The following is an 18,273-nucleotide window of genomic DNA, read 5'->3' as shown; positions in this document are numbered from 1 at the left end:
TTATTACGGTGGGTGAGAATGCTGCCTGAAGATGCCAGTAATCGTCAGGTTGCAAACTGCGTCCTCTTCACATACCCCGTTTGCGCACGGCCAGCATCTTTCTTTTATAACTCATCCTGATTTTGCTGTTCAGCAGAAAGCGCCCAAGACTGATTCTGGCGATACGCTCTTTCACCGTATTGCCCTGTGAGGTTCCACGCAGGGCGGGATGATAACGATTGGCAATATCCAGCCAGTGGCAGGTTATCAGGTATTCAAACCGGGCAGGCAGAACCTTGTCCATATTTTGCGTTGCTGCAATCAGACAGCTGATTTTGCGCTCATCTATAGCCGTCGACAGGCTGTGCTGATGCTTACGATACAGATAGAAGCTGCTAGTGCTGAACAGTGTTTTCTTACTGTGAGTCAGTAACAGTGGAAACAGCCAGGTGTCTTCATAACAGATGAAGTCCGGAAAAGCATGTTGTTGTAGCAGCGTTCTGGAAAAGAACTGACCGATAAAATGCGCCTGAAAGTCACGATGTACCAAAAAACGTTCGATCGCATCGTTTCTGGTCAGTTCGGTGTGTTCACCGGGTTGCCACTGTAACGTCGGGAGCTCGTGGCGAACTTCGATAATTTTACTCAGCAGGATGTCGGGGGTGTGCATCCTCAGCGTATGCAACCTGTCGTGCAAGGCGCAGGGCAGCAGTTTGTCATCCCCGTCAACCATCAGAATGTAATCACCGCAGGCCAGCTTAACGGCATGATTACGAACTTTACCTACGTTGCGGTAGTCAGTATGGAAACTGCGCAAAAGCGGCAGTCGTTGTGCGTAGTCATCAATGATCGCCTGAGTATTGTCCGTGGAAGCGTCATTAACAATCACAATCTCCGCCCGTGGCAGTGACTCGCCCAGTGATGCAACGATACTGTCTAAGGTCTCGGCAAGATAATTGCCACAGTTGTGTGCGGCGATCAGGATGCTCAGGCAGGGTGCTGTCATCTTTTTTTAATCTTTCACGCGATCAGAGGGAGGAGATGTTCGGCCACAGTCTCCGCTGAAATATCAGCCATATTATTGCCCTTATTTGGGCGCAGTACGAACTGATTTTTACCATAACCACCAATCAGTCCCGGGTCGGTAGGTCCATAAAGCGTAATATTAGGACGATCCAGAGCGGCAGTCAGATGACTCAGTCCGGTATCAACTGACACCACCGCTTTCGCTCCGGCCAGCGTGCGGGCCACCTTTTCCAGCGTCAGCCTGGGCAACACTTCCACATACTCAAAACCTTCTGCCAGTCTCAGCGCCCGCTGGTGTTCCTTTTCGGTTCCCCACGGCAGTTTGATCTTCAGTCCGCAGGTTTCCACTAATGCTGTCAGTTGACGCCAGTTTTCTTCAGGCCAGTGCTTCGCCTCGCGTGTGGTGGCATGCAGGAATACCAGATAGTTTCCGGCATCGGCAGGCGGTTCGGTCAGAAAATGTGCGGCGATAGCATAATCACCCTGAGTATCAGGCAGCGGGTAACCCAGGCTTTTGGCGAACAGTTCGCGTGTGCGTTGCACGGCATGCTGCTGTTTATTGATTTCATGCCGTTTGTCATACCACCAGCTGGCGAAAGGCTCACGCGCGCTGCGGCTGTCCTGACCGTGCTTAATGCCTTTGGCAATACGGGTAACCAGTGCGGCGCTTTTGATTAATCCCTGTGCATCAATAACCAGGTCGTAATGACGTGACTGGAGCTCGCGTTTAAACAGAAAACGCTGCTCGCGAACTTCACTGCCAAACCAGTGCTTGCGCCAGCGACGGATGGCAACCGGGATCACCCGGTCTACCGCAGGATGCCAGCCGGGAATTTGTGCAAATCCCTCTTCCACCACCCAGTCAAAACGAATATCGGGTAATGCCTGCATGGCATCTGTCAGGGCGGGCAGGGTGTGCAGCACATCCCCCATTGATGAGGTTTTAACGATCAGGACCTGCATGGGTTCTCCAGATGTTCGTCCAGCAGTGTCATCAGCTCTGTCATTACCCGTTCTGGTTGAATATCGATCAGACTCTGATGGTAGCCTGCTTCACCTTCGCCTTTCCGTACTTTGTGATAACCGGTGATCAAACGAATCACGCGCGCTTTATCTGAAAGCGGAGGGGTAAAGTCCGGACTGCTCGGGCCATACAATGCAATCAGTGGGCGATCAAGGGCGGCAGCAATGTGCATCAGCCCGGAATCATTACTGACTACGGCCTTGCAGTGAGCCAGCAAAATTACCGCCTGCTCCAGCCTGGTCTCGCCCGCCAGATTGTGGCAGTGCTGACGGGCCTCATCCGGCAGACTTTGCAGGATTTGCCTGCCCGTCTGTTGGTCTTTTTCGGAACCGAACAGGGCTATCTGATAACCCGCGCCGATCAACATCCCGGCCAGCGCGGCATAGTGATAATGTGGCCAGCGTTTGGCTGGACCAAATTCTGCTCCCGGACAGAAGCCAATGACGGGCCTTTCTGCTGCCAGATGGAACTGTGCCGCCGTATGCTGTCTCTCTTCTGCTGAAACGACCAGCGATGGCCAGAGCAGCGGCTGAGGAAGGTCTTTTGCAGAAGCGATCTGCTGTCGGTCATAAGCCAGTGCCACATAGCGCTCAACCATGAGTGGAAACGCCGCTTTATCCAGCACCCGCATATCGTTCAGCAGGCCATAGCGCATCTCTCCGCGCCAGCCCGTGCGGGTTTTGATATTGGCAAAAAAGGGCACCAGCGCAGACTTAAACGAGCCGGGCAGAATGTAAGCGTGATCGTAGCCTTCACTGCGTAAGGCTTTTCCCAGCCGCCGACGTTCGCCCAGTTGCAGCGCGCCATGACCAAGTGGCATCGCCAGTGCCGTAGTGACTTCCGGCATGCGGGAAAGTAATGGACGGCACCATGCCGGTGCCATCACGTCGATTACCGCCTCAGGATGTTTGACTTTAAGCGTGCGGTAAAGGCTTTGCGACATCATCATATCGCCGACCCATGACGGGCCGATTACCAGAATTTTCATGACAGGCATTGCCCTGTTACACGCTGCGGTTCAGCCAGGCCATATATTCAGCCACGCCTTCGGCCACGGTTTTGAAAGGTTTATCATATCCCGCTTCGCGCAGCCTGGTCTGATCCGCCAGGGTGAAAGCCTGATAGCGGCCTTTTAGTTTCTCCGGGAATGGGATGTATTCAATTTCACCTTTCTGATGGAAATTAAGCGCGGCATCAGCCACTTCCTGGAAAGACTCAGCACGGCCCGTACCACAATTGAAGATACCGGAGACATTGTTCTGCCAGAACCACAGGTTGACCGCAGCCACATCGCCGACGTAGATGAAGTCACGTTTGAAGTTGTCGCTGCCTGCAAACAGCTTGGGATTTTCACCGTTATTCAACTGGGTGTTCAGGTGGAATGCGACGCTGGCCATGCTGCCTTTATGGCCTTCACGTGGACCATAAACGTTGAAGTAGCGAAAACCGCACACCTGCGATTGCGCTTCGGGCAGAATTTGACGGACATAGTGATCGAACAGCATTTTGGAATAACCGTAGACGTTTAGCGGTTGTTCAAACTGACGTTCTTCAATGAAGTTGTCGTTACGACCACCGTAGGTGGCGGCTGAAGAGGCATACAGGAAGGGGATCTCTCTTTCAAGACAGTAATGCAGCAGCTCTTTGGAGTACTGATAGTTGTTATCCATCATGTACTTGCCATCCCACTCGGTGGTGGAGGAGCAGGCACCTTCGTGAAACACCGCCTCAACGTCACCAAAATCTTCATTTGCGAGAATGGCAATAAGGAAATCTTCCTTATCCATATAGTCTGCGATGTTCAAATCCACCAGATTGGCAAATTTGGTGCCATCTTTCAGGTTGTCGACCACCAGAATATCGGTATGGCCCTGGTCATTCAGCGCCTTGATGATATTGCTGCCAATAAATCCTGCGCCGCCAGTGACGATAATCATAAGCTTAAGCCTTAAGAAAAAGTGGGGTGAAACGGGACGTTCCACACGCTGATACTTTTCATCATAACATTTCAGCAGGGCTCAGGCAGCCAGATGACTCCGTAAGCGAATGCGATGCGCCATTCTGGCCTTTTGCCATCAACCCTGGTGTTTTTCAGCGTCGGTCAGGTAACGCACTTTTCGCGTGTAATCCTGGCCTTTGAAGGTGAGAGGCGTCAGCGATGACTCAAGGTATTTTTGCCATTCAGCAAGGGGAAAACCACCGTGTGCGCCAATCACTTCTTGTGGAATTGTTGCGGTGCTGCCGCCAATTTTTTTGGAAACCGGCCAGTTCATCCAGTCTCCCAGATTGACGGTTTTGAGATCCAGCAAATCCAGCAGCGCCGCCAGTGTTAACTGATCGGTTGGCGGCTGTGAATCGTCCATCAGCTCCCAGGTATCCTGAAACAGCGTCAGCCACAGAGGGCAAATACGCTGCCAGGTGCGGCGGGTTGCCGCCAGAAAAGCGCCGTTAACATGATCAACGATAAACGGACGAATGGCGTTGCGATAGTAGGCCGGGCGATTATGCTCCGGCGCATTCATCAGCTTGGCAATCATCTTACCCTGACGAAAGCTGGAATAGAGATGGCCATCCTGCATGTCGATGACCGGCATCTGAAGCAGATTCAGGTCAGAATCGATCATCATAATGCCCTCTGTGCGCGCCTGCAACGGTGTCTGGAGCTTGATCAGTCTGCTGCGGTAAATCTGCTTATAACGGTAGCTCTCTTCGCGAAACGGAACGTCCAGCGTCACTACGCGCGTTTTTGGCGGCAATGAACCAAATTCTTCCTCTGGCCGGTCGGTAACAATCACAATCTCTTCTGCCGTAGTGGCAAAACGGGAAGCAAACAGCGCGCTCAGTAGCGCCTCTTCAATATAATCCTCACCGGTGCAGGGGATCATTACGGAGGTCACCGCAACGTTACCCTGAACCTCTTTCTGCTGATAAGGAAGGTTATGGCGCGCACGCACGTGGCGGAATCGGGGATTAAGAAATTCAAACATGCGATGGATTCCCATGTGTCGCATTCTGCAAAATAGTTTCCACACCAGAGATGTAGTTCTCAATGGCATAGCGTTCTTTTACGCGGCTGTTGGCCTGCATTAACAGCTGCTGGCGGGTGGTGGTGTCAAGCCACAGCATTTTTATCTGTGCAAACAGCGCATCAGTATCACCATAGTCATACAGCAGGCCGGTTCTGTTGTGCTCAATGAGTTCTGCCGTTCCCGTCACCCGTGATCCAATGACCGCCGTTTTCAACAGCATGGCCTCCAGCACTACGCGGGGAAGGCCTTCACTTTTTGATGCAAGGATAAACACATCAAAAGCGGCAAGATAGTCAAGTGGATTGTCGCGAAAACCGGTAAAGATCACGCGTTCGGCAATCCCTGATTGTTGCGCCTGCTGTTGCAAAGCGTCATGCAGCGGGCCTTCACCCAGCACCACCATCCGCCAGTCGACGTCAGGAAAGGCGGCGGCGAATTTCGCCAGTGCCTGCAAAGTATGATGATGTGATTTTCTGGCAATCAATGAGCCGATGCTGCCAAATACAAAGGTTTCTGGCGGGACATTGAGTAACTTCTGGCGGGACATTGAGTAACTTCTGGCGCATGGTTTCGCGTGCGGGTAAGGCCTGGCTGATGTCGATAGCATTAAACACCGTGAAGCACTTTTCTGCTGATACGCCATGTGAAAGCAGGACCTGATTTACCCCGTCGGAAACGGCGATGACCGCACTGGCGCGTTGATTGATCATCCGCACCAGCCCTGAGTTAAGAACCGGTTCGATGCGGCAGTGTTGTACAACCGCAATCGGCAGGTTGTTGGCCGCTAGGTAACCTTCGGCGTTCGAACCTGGCTGGTTATTCATATACAGCAGATCGAAACCTTGCTGCACGATAAGCTGGCGAATTTTCAGCGCATTGGGCTTAATCCGCCATAAGGTATCAACAAAGCGGGTGACTTTCTGCCGCAGGCCCCGATGAAAAAACACCAGCCCACGCAGCAGTTCTTTGGCGATTTTCGCCCGGCGCGGCTGAAGACGCTGAGGAATAAAGATCACCGGAATGCCAAGTGAATTCAGCACCTGCTCAATTGAATCGCCCTGGCCACGGCGATAGTTATGATAAAAGCAGCAATGAACGTCAAACCGCCGGCGATCAATACGTTTCAGCAGTTCCAGCATGCTGTTAGTCCCGCCACCCCATTCGTTACCTGTATCCAGTAACAGAATTTTTATGCTTTGATGTTCCATCATGCTATTTCCCTGTCCATTTCATCTGGCTCCTGTGCGAGAAGGCGGCGCGTTAAGGCTGGTTACCGGAACGCATTCTCAGGCCGGAAAAATTGGTGGAAAAATAGTGAACAATCGCACTGCTGGAGAGGCTCTCTGCAACACTGTTCAATGCCTGCGATGCGGGTATCGGCACAACCTTCACCGGGCAAATTTTCACCCCACGGAAAGCACTCTGAACGGGGGCTGGCTTACTCTGTGCTGGCAGTGACGTTGGCTTATTGTTCTGTGGTTCATTCAGCAACTGGCCTGGGCGTACCAGCGTAATATCTGCCGGGAGTGTCGGCAACATCTGTTGCAGAACTTTCACCGTGGTCGGGTGAGGATGACCAATAGCGATGGCGGAACCATCCCGCTGAGCAAGACGAACAGCACGCATAAATTGCTGGCGAATATCGGCTTCATTTTGCGTGTCATCAAGGAACACCCGGCGTTTAATGACTTTAACGCGGGTGCCTTGTGCGGCGCGAAATGACTGGCTGTTAGCGATGGTCATGCTGTCCAGAAAGTAGAAATTATAGTGATTCAGCACCTGCATCACTTTTTGCATCCCCTCCAGACTGGACGTCATGGCGCTGCCCATATGGTTATTCAGCCCGACAGCATAAGGCACATTGAGCGTGGCTTCATGAATGATGCGTTCAATCTCAGCCAGTGACATATCCGGACGGAGCGTGTCCTTTTCCAACGGCTGTTTGCTGAGAGGTGCCATTGGCAGATGGATGAGGACTTCGTGGCCACGCTGGTGAGCTCTGGTTGCCATTTCGCGGGCGTGAGGAGCATTAGGTAATACCGCGACGGAGATGGCAGGAGGCATCTGCAACACGAGGTTTTCCTGCGCCGGACGATAGCCAAAATCATCAATGACAATAGAAAGTTTACCCGCGTGGGCGCTACAGGCCATCAGCAGACCGGTCAGCATACCGCTGAATTTAGGGAAATGTGACAAAAGTTATCTTCCTAACCACGGCAGTGGATTGACGGCCTGTCCCTGGCGGCGAATTTCAAAATAGAGTGAAGGCGTGCCCCTGCCGCCACTGGTTCCTACCAGCGCAACAGGCTGTCCGGCGCGGACCTGAGTGCCAACGCTTACCAGCGCACTCTGGTTATAACCATACAGGCTCATATCCCCTTTGCCATGTTCAATGACCACGACCAGACCATAGCCTTGCAGCCAGTCGGCCATCAGCACACGTCCATCGGCAATCGCTTTAACTTCAGTCCCTTCCGGTGCGTTAATCACCAGGCCTTTCCAGCGTAGTTCGCCTTGTAACTGCTCGCCAAATCGATGCTCAATGCGCCCATGCACCGGCCACAACGCCTGACCAGATGGTCGTCCCAGACCACCGGTACGTGCCATAAGCGAGCGCTCACCTTCAGTAGGTTTATAGGTGCTACCCTTACTTTTGGCCTGCGCTTCACGATCGCGAACGCGCTGGGCGTCTCTGGCTTCTTTTTCCGCCCGGGCCCGTGCTTCCCGCTCTGCTTTAGCAATTTTGTCCTGCAAACGGGTTTCGTTCTGCCGCATTTCAACTAGCTGCGCCTGGTCTTTTTCCAGCGAAGACTCCAGCACGGTCAGCGTTTTCTTGCGGGCAACGCGCGCACCTTCCAGTTTCTGCTGCTGATCCTGCTGCTGTGCCAGTAAAGACTTCTGTTGTGCCTGCTTATCGACCAGCGCCGCCTTTTGGGCTGAAAGCTCGTTACGGGTCTTTTTCAGTTCGTCGATAGATTTTTGACGTGCGGCATTGAGATAGCCGAAGTAGGCAAGAATACGTTCGCTACGCTGACTTTCTTCACCGCTGAGGATCAGTTGCAGGCCACTGTGCTGCCCCTGGCGAAAAGCAGCGTCGAGCTGGTCAGCCAGCAGTTTTTGCTGGCGCTCCTGCTGGGCCTGTAATTTGCTGATTGAGGCAGTCAGCGCAGCAATGTCTTTGTTCAGTGCAGAGAGAGTAATTTCAGTTTCGCGCAGTTGTCGGCTTGCCTGAGCAATGGTTTTTTCCTGGCTTTGCAGCTGCTCCAGCAGTTTGCCGCGCTGTTGTTTCTGCAACTGAACGCTTTTCTCTTTGGCAGCAATGTTCTGCTGAATACTTTTAAGTTCAGATTTATTGTCTTCGACGGCGTAGCTGAGGACGGGCAACATCAGCCCGGCAGAAAGCACGCAGGTGGACAGAATCAACGCGGCAAAACGCGATGGAAAGCCGTTGGCGGATCCATTACCCAGGGTTGGTGAAATTAAAACGGTCGCTTTTTCCCTCATAGGGCCAGGATTATTTCACGATGAACAGCCGCTTACCAGCTATCTCCAGCGCTTTTGCGTTTCCAATAATGACAGCGCCTGAGCAGGGTCTGCTGCGAAAGACTCAAAAGAGCGGCTGCGCAACAAATAACCGGGAAGTTGAAAGGGTGCCGCAGGGGCAACTGATCATTTGCACTTAAGGTAATTTTTTTTGCGAATCTGCCCCAGAAAACGTAACTCTCGCGGCTTCACGACTGTACATGAGAGCACTGGCAGGTATACTCAGAAGCCTTGTTTTAGCTTATTCACCCGTTTCGGGAGTTGTTACCCCTCATGCAAGATATTATGCAGTTTGCAGGCAACCATACCATCCTCAGTCTGGCGTGGGTTGTCCTGTTGGTTTTGGTGATTGTCACTACGGTTAAGGGCGTGTTTTCCCAGGTGAAAACCATCAGTCGTGGTGAAGCTACCCGCTTAATTAATAAAGAAGATGCAGTGGTTGTTGATGTGCGTTCACGTGATGACTACCGTAAAGGCCATATTTCGGGTGCCATTAACGTTCTGGCTGCTGATATTAAAAAAGGCAGTGTTGGTGAACTTGAAAAGTACAAAGCACAACCGGTCATTGTTGTCTGCGCCACCGGCACCTCAGCCGCTGATTCGGCTGCACAGCTCAACGCTGCTGGTTTTGGGCAGGTTTTTATTCTCAAAGATGGCGTGTCTGGTTGGAGTGGTGAGAACCTCCCGCTGGTTCGTGGCAAATAAATCTGGAGTTACAACATGGCAAATGTTGAGATTTACACCAAAGCAACCTGTCCTTTTTGTCACCGCGCCATAGCGTTATTGCGTCAGAAAGGGCTTCAGTTTCAGGAAATTGCCATTGATGGCGATGCTGTAAAGCGTGAAGAGATGATCAAACGCAGTGGCCGTACTACGGTTCCGCAGATATTTATTAATGCACAACATATCGGTGGCTGTGACGATCTTCACGCGCTTGATGACCGACAGGGGCTTGACCCGTTATTAAAATAAAATGGTCGGATTACAATTTTAACGGATTATTAAACACATAGGATTACGTAATATGTCAGAACAAAACAACTCCGAGATGTCTTTCCAGATCCAACGTATCTACACCAAGGACGTCTCTTTTGAAGCACCTAATGCCCCTCAAATTTTCCAGAAAGAGTGGGAACCAGAAGTTAAGCTGGATCTGGACACCGCGTCCAGCCAGTTGGCTGAGGGTGTGTTTGAAGTGGTGTTGCGCGTCACCGTCACCGCAACCGTAGGCGAAGAAACCGCGTTTCTGTGCGAAGTGCAGCAGGCGGGTATTTTCTCTGTTTCCGGTATTGAAGGTAACCAGATGGCACATTGTCTGGGTGCATACTGCCCGAATATTCTCTTCCCCTACGCGCGTGAGTGCATCACCAGCCTGGTTTCACGCGGTACTTTCCCGCAACTGAATCTGGCTCCGGTCAATTTCGATGCCCTGTTCATGAACTATCTTCAGCAGCAGTCAGGTGAAGGTGCTGCGCCGCAACAGGATGCGTGATGCCACGGGCTAATGCATCAATGAGTGTTATCGGTGCCGGTTCATACGGCACCGCTTTAGCCATTACACTGGCTCGAAATGGACACCAGGTGGTGATGTGGGGACATAACCCTCAACATCAGATGCAGCTCCAGGCCGACCGTTGTAATAAGGCCTTTCTGCCCGATGTTATCTTCCCTGATTCTTTAAACCTTGAAACCAGTCTTGCCCGCGCCATTGCAGCCAGCCGTGATCTGCTGGTAGTTGTGCCAAGTCATGTTTTTGGTGATGTATTACAGCAAATTAAGCCGCATCTGCGAACTGACTCGCGCATTGTCTGGGCCACCAAAGGTCTGGAGAAAGAGACTGGTCGTTTGTTGCAAGAAGTGGCCCGCGAAATTCTGGGTGAAGATATTCCTTTGGCGGTGATTTCTGGCCCGACCTTTGCCAAAGAACTGGCTGCGGGTATGCCAACGGCTATTGCGCTGGCGGCAACCGATCATCAGTTTGCGCAAGAGCTGCAAACGTTATTGCACTGTGGTAAGAGTTTTCGCGTTTATAACAATCCCGATTTTATCGGTGTTCAACTGGGTGGTGCGGTAAAAAATGTTATCGCAATTGGTGCCGGTATTTCCGATGGTATCGGTTTTGGCGCAAATGCGCGAACAGCCTTGATAACCCGCGGGCTGACGGAAATGACTCGTCTGGGAACAGCGCTGGGTGCCGATCCTACGACGTTTATGGGGATGGCTGGGCTGGGCGACCTCGTACTGACCTGTACCGACAATCAATCCCGTAACCGCCGTTTTGGCATGATGTTGGGGCAGGGGATTGACGTGGAAACCGCGCAAAGCAATATCGGTCAGGTAGTGGAAGGTTTCCGAAATACCAAAGAAGTAAAGGCCCTCGCGGCGCGCTGTGGTGTGGAAATGCCAATAACTGAGCAAATTTATCAGGTATTGTATTGCGAAAAAAATGCGCGAGAGGCAGCATTAAGCCTGCTTGGACGCGCCAGAAAAGACGAAAACAGCGTCAACTGAGACAGGGAAGCCCGGCGTAGTAGCTTACCGGCGTTTAACGGAAGCTATATTTGAGGGGAGAGAGTAATGCCGTGTGTAGAGCCTGAACTGGTCTGGGATTATATTAAAGCAGAAGCGTGGGCCCTTGTGGACTGCGAACCTATGCTGGCCAGTTTTTACCACGCTACGTTGTTGAAACATGACGATTTGGGAAGTGCGTTGAGCTATATGCTCGCTAACAAGCTGGCTAATTCGATTATGCCCGCTATTGCCATTCGCGAGATTGTTCAGGAAGCTTATAAGCAGGATCCTTCCATGATTAAGTCGGCGGCCTGCGATATTCAGGCTGTGCGTCAGCGCGATCCCGCCATTGATAAATATTCCACTCCGCTGCTCTACCTGAAAGGTTTTCATGCTTTACAGGCCTATCGTATCGGCCACTGGTTATGGAACGAGGGACGGCGTGCACTGGCAATCTATCTGCAAAATGAAATTTCCGTTTCTTTTGCTGTGGATATCCACCCGGCAGCAAAAATTGGTCAGGGCATTATGCTTGATCATGCTACCGGCATTGTGGTGGGTGAAACGGCAGTAATTGAAGATGATGTGTCGATTTTGCAATCGGTAACGCTGGGCGGTACGGGTAAAACCACGGGCGATCGCCATCCTAAAATTCGTGAAGGTGTGATGATTGGTGCTGGTGCTAAAGTCCTTGGCAATATTGAGGTGGGACGTGGCGCTAAAATTGGCGCTGGCTCAGTGGTTCTGCAACCTGTTCCTCCTCATACCACCGCAGCTGGCGTACCGGCACGCATCGTTGGTAAGCCGAACAGTGATATGCCATCAATGGAGATGGATCAGCATTTTAATGGCATGGTCCCGGGTTTTGAGTTCGGCGACGGTATCTAAACTTTAATCAACGCACCGGCATAGTCCAGCTGCCGCCATGCCTCATAAACCACCACTGAAACTGCATTGGACAAATTCATGCTGCGGCTGTCTGGCCGCATTGGAATACGAATTTTCTGCTGTGCGGGGAGCGAATCCAGAACCCTGGCAGGTAGTCCCCGTGTTTCCGGTCCAAACAGCAGATAATCCCCGGCCTGATAGCTTACTGCGCTGTGTGCAGGGGTTCCCTTCGTGGTCAGAGCGAACAGCCGTTGAGGTGCTTCAGCCTGGATAAATGCGTCATAGTCAGCATGATGCTGTATCGCTGTAAATTCATGATAATCAAGCCCGGCCCGGCGCAGGCGTTTATCATCCCAGGCAAAACCAAGCGGCTCGATAAGATGCAATCGAAAGCCGGTATTGGCGCAAAGGCGAATGATATTGCCGGTATTGGGGGGAATTTCAGGTTCAAATAAAACGATATTCAGCATTGATAGCGACCTTCAGCAACAAGGGCCGCAGCATAGCAAAGATCAGGCGTTGCTGATATACAGCGGTAGCCAGATTGTCAGGCGCAAACCACCCAGCGGGCTGTCATCGGCTTTCACCCAACCGTGGTGCTGTTGAATGGCGGTTTCCACAATTGCCAATCCTAATCCGGTGCCGCCGGATTCACGATCCCGCGCCTCGTCAGTGCGATAGAAGGGCCGGAAAATCTGCTCACGATCTTCAGCGCTGACCCCAGGACCATCATCATCGACATGAATGGTAATGCCCTTTTTATCCACCGAGAAACTGACCATAATTTTTGAATAGGAATAGCGCAGTGCATTACGGACAATATTTTCCAGCGCGCTGTCGAGCGCATTGGGGTTGCCGTAAAGCGGCCAGGGGCCAGGTGGATAAGGGATATCCAGGGTTTTGCCCATCTGCTCGGCTTCGAATTGCGCGTCATCAAGCACGCCTGACCAGAGCTGGCTGGCCTTCATTGCTTCACTGACCAGCGCATTTTTATGCTGCGTTCGTGACAGGACCAACAGGTCGTTGATCATACCATCCAGCCTCTGCGCTTCCGTTTCAATCCGTTGTAGTTCCTTCCCTTCCCCCTGACGACGGCGCATTAATGCCGTTGCCAGTTGCAAACGGGTGAGTGGAGTACGCAATTCGTGAGAAATATCAGAAAGTAAACGTTGTTGTGCGGTCATCATTCTTTCAAGCGCGCTGACCATCTGGTTAAAACTGGAACCCGCAGCCAGAAATTCTTGCGGGCCAGATTCCAGTTCAGGGCGCTGACGTAAATTCCCTGCGGCAACATCATCCGCCGCGTGTTTCAACTTACGTGCTGGTTTTGCCAGGCTCCAGGCCAGCCAGAGTAATAATGGTGAACTGATTAGCATGGTCACCATCAGTAATAACAACGGGCGATCAAATAACAGATTAATAAAGTCCAGCTGAGTGCTTCCAGCGGGGCGAATAAGATAGAGCTGATAGTTATCCTCTCCGTCACGCACTGAAAAAGGACCAATAATTTCGGTCCGGCCATATTTCTTTTTTTGTGGGTGATCGGCATTGTCCGACTGACCAATAAAATTACGGATAACCTGCATTTCGTTATGCTGGGCACCTATCACCCGCCCTTCACTGGTTACCAGCAATAAACGCTGGCCAGGCGGTGCCCATTTATCAATGGCGCGAAACAGCCTGCGCCACCACATCAGATCGTTAGGCGGATCCTGCATCAATTCCGCCTCGACATGCTGTTCGATCATAATGCCCTGACGCTGTTCATTATCCAGCAGCGGCGTCATCTGGCGGGTATCCAGTTTAGGCACCATTAAGACCAGCATCAGCACCAGTGCCAGGGTAAGCCAGAAAATGGCGAAAATGCGGGTGGTCAGACTTGAAATCATGTAGCGGAAACCATCAGATAGCCACGACCGCGCAGGGTTTTAAACCACGGATGACCATCCTTGCGATCCGGAAGCTTACGACGCAGATTAGAAATATGCATGTCGATTGCGCGATCAAATGGCGTCAGGCGTTTACCCAACACTTCCTGACTCAGATGTTCACGAGAGACAACCTGCCCAAGGTGCTGTGCCAGAAGATAAAGCAGCGTGAACTCGGTTCCGGTCAGATCGAGCGTCAGATCGTCGAAACTGGCTTCCTGACGTCCCGGGTTCAGACGCAGATGGTCTACTTCAAGGGTAGGGGAGCTGCTGTCCTGCTGCTGCTGCTGTTCACTCCAGTTTGAACGGCGCAGGATAGCGCGAATTCGGGCTACCAGCTCACGGTCGTTAAAAGGTTTGGGCAGATAGTCATCTGCGCCCAGTTCCAGCCCCAGCACGCGATCCAGCTCACTGCCACGCGCCGTCAGCATGATGACGGGAGTCTGGTGGTGCTGTCGCAATTCTTTCAAAGTATCAATGCCGTTTTTCTTTGGCATCATTACGTCAAGCAGTAACAAATCAATTGAACTGTCCAGCAGGCCCAGCGCCTGTTCACCGTCACCAGCGACCAGAACATCAAAGCCTTCCATTTCAAGTAATTCTTTCAGTAGCGAAGTCAATTCGCGGTCATCGTCAACCAACAGGATTTTATTCATTTTTGTTGCCCTCCGCAGGCAAAATACCGTGAACGAATGCTGTCAATCCATGACTTTACGTAGTTTTACACCGCCTGACGCATGTTTTCAGCTGCCTCCGTAGACTGGCTTTCGTTGAGACGAAATATGGAAACCAACCTGGGAGTTAACGATGCGCAAAGTTACCGCCGTCGTTGTGATACCTACGCTGATGATGAGTTTTTCTTGTGCGTGGGCCACAGAAGTGACGACGACTGACCAGATGCATCATGATGACACAGAGTCACGCAGTATGACGCATATTCCTCAGAGTCACATGTTTGACGGTATCAATCTTAATGAGCAGCAGCGTCAACAAATGCGGGATCTGATGCAACAGGCTCGTCATGAGCGTTCTTCCATAAGTATTAACGATTTAGAACAACTGCACGACATGATTATTGCAGATAAATTTAACGAAGCGGCCTACAAAGACAGGTTAAATCGAATTGCACAGGCGGAGATTGACCGGCAGGTTGAGATAGCGCGAGTACGCAATCAGATGTATCACCTGTTAACACCTGCACAACAGGACGTTTTGAATCAGAAACACCAGCAACGCATAGGCGAAATGCGCAAGTTATCAGCGATGCAGCAGGCTTCATCGTTGCAGGCAGTAAGTAGTACCGGCAGTAATCAGTAACGTAGTACCCCTGTTTTTTCCTTGCCATAGACACCATCCCTGTCTTCCCCCGCATGATGCGGGGTTTTTTTTATGCCGCATTTAATCCATCTGGCGCAGGTCATCATGTCCCTGAGGATAAGTTTTACCAGACGAGATGAGGTCTGATGTCCGGCAGGACAAAGTGTAACGCCGCTGTAAGATTATGTACCAGTCTGATGTTCAGCATACAGGCAGTTCACCGCTCTACCCATAACGAAAAATATATTATATGGATGCTCATTTACCGCTTTGTAGTTTGTAGAAAATCATCTGAACAATGTGGCGTCTTCTGCCACTGGAAGTAAAAAGGGAAAATATTCAGAATCATCCTGTATAAAAACCAGCAGAATATTCCAACGTATTAATTTTGATTTTTAATTTAATTAAAATTCATTTCCGGTGACTTACAACATGCCTGTCATTCCTGGTTACATTATTAATGGCTGGTTTACAATAACAGTATTGTGAAGAATTTTTTCGAATGCCGGAGATTATATTGTCATCCTCTTTACGGATGGTTTAAGTAAATCCCTGTAGAATGACGGCTTTGGTCATTTTTTCAGGGGAAATGATGGGCGGGGAAAAAATACGACGGATTCTGGTTATCCGTATTGATTTTCTGGGTGATATGGTTTGTACAACGCCATTTTTGCACTCACTACGCAAACGATGGCCAGAAGCCGAAATTCATGTTCTGGCTAATAAATACAATGCTTCCGTGCTGGATAATAACCCTGATGTTGATGTGGTTCATCACTATGTTTATTCGAAGCACTATCATAAAAATCTCAGAGCGGGATTTCTGAATTCCCTGACAGACAGAATTCGGTTGATTTCGAAACTGCGCAAGCTTAAATTTAATTTGCTTATTATACCGAATGGTGGGGTAAATAAAAATGCCATCAACTTTTCCAGGCAATTAAATATCTCTGACTGTCGTTGGCATAATGCGGATACCGAGTTCGACGACAGAAATCCCTTGCATGTCACTACAAGGCCTGTGGTACATGAGGTATTATCCGGCTACAAACTTGTTCCTGAGTTAGAAATACCTGATCCAATTACATTGCGCATTTATCCACAGCAAGACCTTAAGATTAAGTGGCAGCATTATTTTAATAACAAGCAAAGGCGCAGAGTGGGATTATTTGTCTCTAATAACAGTTATGAGCGGCAATGGGCGTGGGATAAATGGAAATCATTAGCAAAATCGCTGGCACCAGATTATGAGGTAATCATTTTTCACTCCTCTGAAGAAAAATTTCCTGCGGATTGGGGTGATATGGCTGGCGTATATCGCGTATCAACACAAACTATACCCGATCTGATAGCAGCAATGACCTGTATTGATCTGTCGGTATCAGCTGACAGCGCGCCTGTACATCTTTCCTGCGCACTCAATATTCCAGTGGTCGCATTATTTGAATCCCGCCCGGAGAAATATCTGCGCTGGTATCCTCTGGGCGTAAATAATATCTTGCTTCATGAAGGCAGTATTGTTAATGATATTTCAGTTCCTCGCGTATTAATGGCGGTAAAAGAGTTGTTATCCGGGATTACAGTGCATGAATTAAAGTTCAGGGAATCAAATTAAATTATGCCAGTGCGTAAATTGAAGAAAAAAAATCATGGACGCAGGTGGGGTTTATCTGAAAAGGAATGTGAACATTGCCATGCTAAACGTGGTCTTATTGCACGACTAATCGCGGCCGATAAGAATCTTTGCGATATTTGCTATTTTGAATTGGTAAGATCAACACGTGAAAGAGACCGCAAAGTTGAAGATGAATAAACTGGCCTGCTCAATTTATTAAATTTTACAACCAGCAGGAAGTAAAAGCCTCTGACAATTGGTTCACCTGACAGCGTCAGTCTCAGCAAGGGAGCGGGGCGTTTTGTCAAAATCCTCTCGCTGAGAGAACAGTCCCATCAATTAAATTTAATCAGCGAGTGGCAGTTGAGAGTGCTCCGATTCCACGACGGCTGGAAATGCTATTTTTCGACTTAAATCCAGTATACTGACAGCTTTGTACCGAACGGAGTAAGGCATGGAACATCACTATGCACGGTTGGTAAATTCTGCCGCACTGGCTGCGACCACACTGGCCTCATTGTTACTGTTGGTGAAAATCTTTGCATGGTGGTACACCGGTTCGGTCAGTCTGCTGGCAGCGCTGGTGGACTCGCTTGTGGACATTGCCGCCTCCCTGACCAATCTTTTTGTGGTGCGTTACTCCCTACAACCTGCCGACGAAGAGCACACATTTGGTCATGGTAAAGCGGAATCGCTGGCGGCGCTGGCGCAAAGTATGTTTATTTCTGGCTCCGCGTTGTTTCTCTTTCTGACGGGATTGCAGCACATGGCCACGCCCAGTGAAATGCATGCGCCTCTGGTGGGTATGGTGGTGACTCTGATAGCGCTGTTTTCCACGCTGATGCTGGTGACTTTTCAACGGTGGGTGGTGCGACGAACCCGTAGCCAGGCGATCCGCGCGGATATGTTACATTACCAGTCTGATGTGATCATGAACGGTGCGATCCTGCTGGCGCTGGCGCTCAGCTGGTATGGCTTTAAACGTGCTGATGCTTTGTTTGCGTTAGGTATTGGCGTCTGGATCCTCTACAGTGCTTTGCGTATGGGCTATGAAGCCGTGCAGTCGCTCCTTGACAGGGCGCTGCCTGAAGCAGACCAGCAGGAGATTAAGAATATTGTCTCCAGCTGGCCGGGGGTGCAGGGCGTACATGACATCCGTACCCGGCAATCTGGTCCGACACGTTTTATCCAGCTACATCTTGAGCTGGACGACCACCTGCCGTTATTTCAGGCCCACCGCATTGCGGAAGACGTTGAGCAGGCTTTACTAAGAGGTTTTCCAGGTGCAGATATCACTATTCACCAGGATCCCTGTTCGGTCGTTCCCGAATAGCAGCAATATGAGTTAATATTTCCAGTTATATGAGTGCTTCACCGCCGAAGTCGTCGGCTGGTGAAAAGGGGAGGAAAATA

18 protein-coding genes and 1 pseudogene are annotated in these 18,273 nt (G+C 50.6%); 8 read left to right on the top strand and 11 right to left on the bottom strand.

Annotated elements, in window-relative coordinates:
• Positions 1–67: 67 nt before the first annotated feature.
• The 8 genes and pseudogenes from AC3RPL_RS18215 to envC form a co-directional block, all read right to left on the bottom strand.
• The gene (locus AC3RPL_RS18215) at positions 68–985 is read right to left on the bottom strand and encodes a glycosyltransferase family 2 protein (protein WP_490741062.1); all 918 of its coding nucleotides are present in this window, start codon (positions 983–985) and stop codon (positions 68–70) included.
• Positions 986–999: 14 nt separating this feature from the next.
• Positions 1,000–1,968, bottom strand: coding sequence for a lipopolysaccharide heptosyltransferase RfaC (gene rfaC, locus AC3RPL_RS18210; protein WP_034935175.1), 969 nt, complete (start codon positions 1,966–1,968; stop codon positions 1,000–1,002).
• Positions 1,956–3,017: an ADP-heptose--LPS heptosyltransferase RfaF gene (rfaF, locus tag AC3RPL_RS18205; RefSeq protein ID WP_490741061.1), complete on the bottom strand. Its 1,062-nt coding sequence runs from the start codon at positions 3,015–3,017 to the stop codon at positions 1,956–1,958. Before rfaF ends, rfaC begins: the two co-directional genes overlap by 13 nt.
• A gap of 16 nt (positions 3,018–3,033) precedes the next feature.
• A complete protein-coding gene (gene rfaD, locus AC3RPL_RS18200) occupies positions 3,034–3,966 on the bottom strand; it encodes an ADP-glyceromanno-heptose 6-epimerase (RefSeq protein ID WP_490741060.1) in 933 nt (310 codons plus the stop codon).
• Positions 3,967–4,104: 138 nt separating this feature from the next.
• The gene (locus AC3RPL_RS18195; protein ID WP_490741059.1) at positions 4,105–5,016 is read right to left on the bottom strand and encodes a hypothetical protein; all 912 of its coding nucleotides are present in this window, start codon (positions 5,014–5,016) and stop codon (positions 4,105–4,107) included.
• A pseudogene (locus AC3RPL_RS18190) lies at positions 5,009–6,266 on the bottom strand (glycosyltransferase). Before AC3RPL_RS18190 ends, AC3RPL_RS18195 begins: the two are co-directional and overlap by 8 nt.
• Before the next feature lie 52 nt (positions 6,267–6,318).
• Positions 6,319–7,227 carry a divergent polysaccharide deacetylase family protein gene (locus AC3RPL_RS18185; protein ID WP_490742085.1) on the bottom strand — a complete coding sequence of 303 codons (909 nt, stop codon included), beginning with the start codon at positions 7,225–7,227 and terminating at the stop codon, positions 6,319–6,321.
• A gap of 30 nt (positions 7,228–7,257) precedes the next feature.
• Positions 7,258–8,562, bottom strand: a complete 1,305-nt coding sequence (gene envC / locus AC3RPL_RS18180; protein WP_490741058.1) for a murein hydrolase activator EnvC — start codon at positions 8,560–8,562, stop codon at positions 7,258–7,260.
• Between the two features lie 312 nt (positions 8,563–8,874).
• Here envC and AC3RPL_RS18175 point away from each other — a divergent pair, with 312 nt between their 5' ends.
• The 5 genes from AC3RPL_RS18175 to cysE all read left to right on the top strand — a co-directional run bounded on the left by AC3RPL_RS18175 (position 8,875) and on the right by cysE (position 12,000).
• On the top strand, positions 8,875–9,306 hold the full coding sequence (locus AC3RPL_RS18175; RefSeq protein WP_261642855.1) for a rhodanese-like domain-containing protein: 432 nt from the start codon (positions 8,875–8,877) through the stop codon (positions 9,304–9,306).
• 15 nt (positions 9,307–9,321) lie between these two features.
• Positions 9,322–9,573 (top strand): glutaredoxin 3, encoded by a 252-nt coding sequence (gene grxC, locus AC3RPL_RS18170; protein WP_490741057.1) that lies wholly within the window; start codon positions 9,322–9,324, stop codon positions 9,571–9,573.
• 52 nt (positions 9,574–9,625) lie between these two features.
• Positions 9,626–10,093, top strand: a complete 468-nt coding sequence (gene secB, locus AC3RPL_RS18165) for a protein-export chaperone SecB (RefSeq protein ID WP_034935191.1) — start codon at positions 9,626–9,628, stop codon at positions 10,091–10,093.
• Positions 10,093–11,112, top strand: coding sequence for an NAD(P)H-dependent glycerol-3-phosphate dehydrogenase (gpsA, locus tag AC3RPL_RS18160; RefSeq protein WP_490741056.1), 1,020 nt, complete (start codon positions 10,093–10,095; stop codon positions 11,110–11,112). Before secB ends, gpsA begins: the two co-directional genes overlap by 1 nt.
• A gap of 66 nt (positions 11,113–11,178) precedes the next feature.
• Entirely contained in the window at positions 11,179–12,000 is an 822-nt protein-coding gene (cysE, locus tag AC3RPL_RS18155; protein WP_034935195.1) for a serine O-acetyltransferase, read from the top strand.
• Here the strand turns inward: cysE and trmL are convergent.
• From trmL to cpxR, 3 genes are read right to left on the bottom strand one after another with little or no spacing between them, the layout of a single operon-like run.
• A complete protein-coding gene (gene trmL, locus AC3RPL_RS18150) occupies positions 11,997–12,470 on the bottom strand; it encodes a tRNA (uridine(34)/cytosine(34)/5-carboxymethylaminomethyluridine(34)-2'-O)-methyltransferase TrmL (RefSeq protein ID WP_490741055.1) in 474 nt (157 codons plus the stop codon). The genes cysE and trmL overlap by 4 nt on opposite strands.
• 42 nt (positions 12,471–12,512) lie before the next feature.
• Positions 12,513–13,889 (bottom strand): envelope stress sensor histidine kinase CpxA, encoded by a 1,377-nt coding sequence (cpxA, locus tag AC3RPL_RS18145; protein WP_490741054.1) that lies wholly within the window; start codon positions 13,887–13,889, stop codon positions 12,513–12,515.
• A complete protein-coding gene (gene cpxR / locus AC3RPL_RS18140) occupies positions 13,886–14,584 on the bottom strand; it encodes an envelope stress response regulator transcription factor CpxR (protein WP_034935204.1) in 699 nt (232 codons plus the stop codon). The genes cpxA and cpxR overlap by 4 nt, the downstream gene beginning before the upstream one ends.
• Before the next feature lie 151 nt (positions 14,585–14,735).
• On the opposite strand from cpxR, the gene cpxP reads away from it, so the two are divergent.
• The 3 genes from cpxP (at position 14,736) to fieF (ending at position 18,193) form a co-directional block, all read left to right on the top strand.
• Positions 14,736–15,245: a cell-envelope stress modulator CpxP gene (cpxP, locus tag AC3RPL_RS18135; protein WP_034935205.1), complete on the top strand. Its 510-nt coding sequence runs from the start codon at positions 14,736–14,738 to the stop codon at positions 15,243–15,245.
• 607 nt (positions 15,246–15,852) lie between these two features.
• Positions 15,853–16,860, top strand: coding sequence for a glycosyltransferase family 9 protein (locus AC3RPL_RS18130; protein ID WP_490742084.1), 1,008 nt, complete (start codon positions 15,853–15,855; stop codon positions 16,858–16,860).
• A 454-nt stretch (positions 16,861–17,314) separates the two neighbouring features.
• On the top strand, positions 17,315–18,193 hold the full coding sequence (gene fieF / locus AC3RPL_RS18125) for a CDF family cation-efflux transporter FieF (protein ID WP_490741053.1): 879 nt from the start codon (positions 17,315–17,317) through the stop codon (positions 18,191–18,193).
• The last annotated feature ends 80 nt before the right edge of the window (positions 18,194–18,273 follow it).

Source organism: Erwinia papayae (genome assembly GCF_058241465.1).
This window is presented reverse-complemented; position numbering and strand designations above follow the sequence as displayed.

Coding starts and splice junctions, on each gene's coding strand:
- AC3RPL_RS18215 (WP_490741062.1), bottom strand. CDS start 985: ATGACAGCACCCTGCCTGAGCATCCTGATCGCCGCACACAACTGTGGC.
- rfaC (WP_034935175.1), bottom strand. CDS start 1,968: ATGCAGGTCCTGATCGTTAAAACCTCATCAATGGGGGATGTGCTGCAC.
- rfaF (WP_490741061.1), bottom strand. CDS start 3,017: ATGAAAATTCTGGTAATCGGCCCGTCATGGGTCGGCGATATGATGATG.
- rfaD (WP_490741060.1), bottom strand. CDS start 3,966: ATGATTATCGTCACTGGCGGCGCAGGATTTATTGGCAGCAATATCATC.
- AC3RPL_RS18195 (WP_490741059.1), bottom strand. CDS start 5,016: ATGTTTGAATTTCTTAATCCCCGATTCCGCCACGTGCGTGCGCGCCAT.
- AC3RPL_RS18185 (WP_490742085.1), bottom strand. CDS start 7,227: ATGCTGACCGGTCTGCTGATGGCCTGTAGCGCCCACGCGGGTAAACTT.
- envC (WP_490741058.1), bottom strand. CDS start 8,562: ATGAGGGAAAAAGCGACCGTTTTAATTTCACCAACCCTGGGTAATGGA.
- AC3RPL_RS18175 (WP_261642855.1), top strand. CDS start 8,875: ATGCAAGATATTATGCAGTTTGCAGGCAACCATACCATCCTCAGTCTG.
- grxC (WP_490741057.1), top strand. CDS start 9,322: ATGGCAAATGTTGAGATTTACACCAAAGCAACCTGTCCTTTTTGTCAC.
- secB (WP_034935191.1), top strand. CDS start 9,626: ATGTCAGAACAAAACAACTCCGAGATGTCTTTCCAGATCCAACGTATC.
- gpsA (WP_490741056.1), top strand. CDS start 10,093: ATGCCACGGGCTAATGCATCAATGAGTGTTATCGGTGCCGGTTCATAC.
- cysE (WP_034935195.1), top strand. CDS start 11,179: ATGCCGTGTGTAGAGCCTGAACTGGTCTGGGATTATATTAAAGCAGAA.
- trmL (WP_490741055.1), bottom strand. CDS start 12,470: ATGCTGAATATCGTTTTATTTGAACCTGAAATTCCCCCCAATACCGGC.
- cpxA (WP_490741054.1), bottom strand. CDS start 13,889: ATGATTTCAAGTCTGACCACCCGCATTTTCGCCATTTTCTGGCTTACC.
- cpxR (WP_034935204.1), bottom strand. CDS start 14,584: ATGAATAAAATCCTGTTGGTTGACGATGACCGCGAATTGACTTCGCTA.
- cpxP (WP_034935205.1), top strand. CDS start 14,736: ATGCGCAAAGTTACCGCCGTCGTTGTGATACCTACGCTGATGATGAGT.
- fieF (WP_490741053.1), top strand. CDS start 17,315: ATGGAACATCACTATGCACGGTTGGTAAATTCTGCCGCACTGGCTGCG.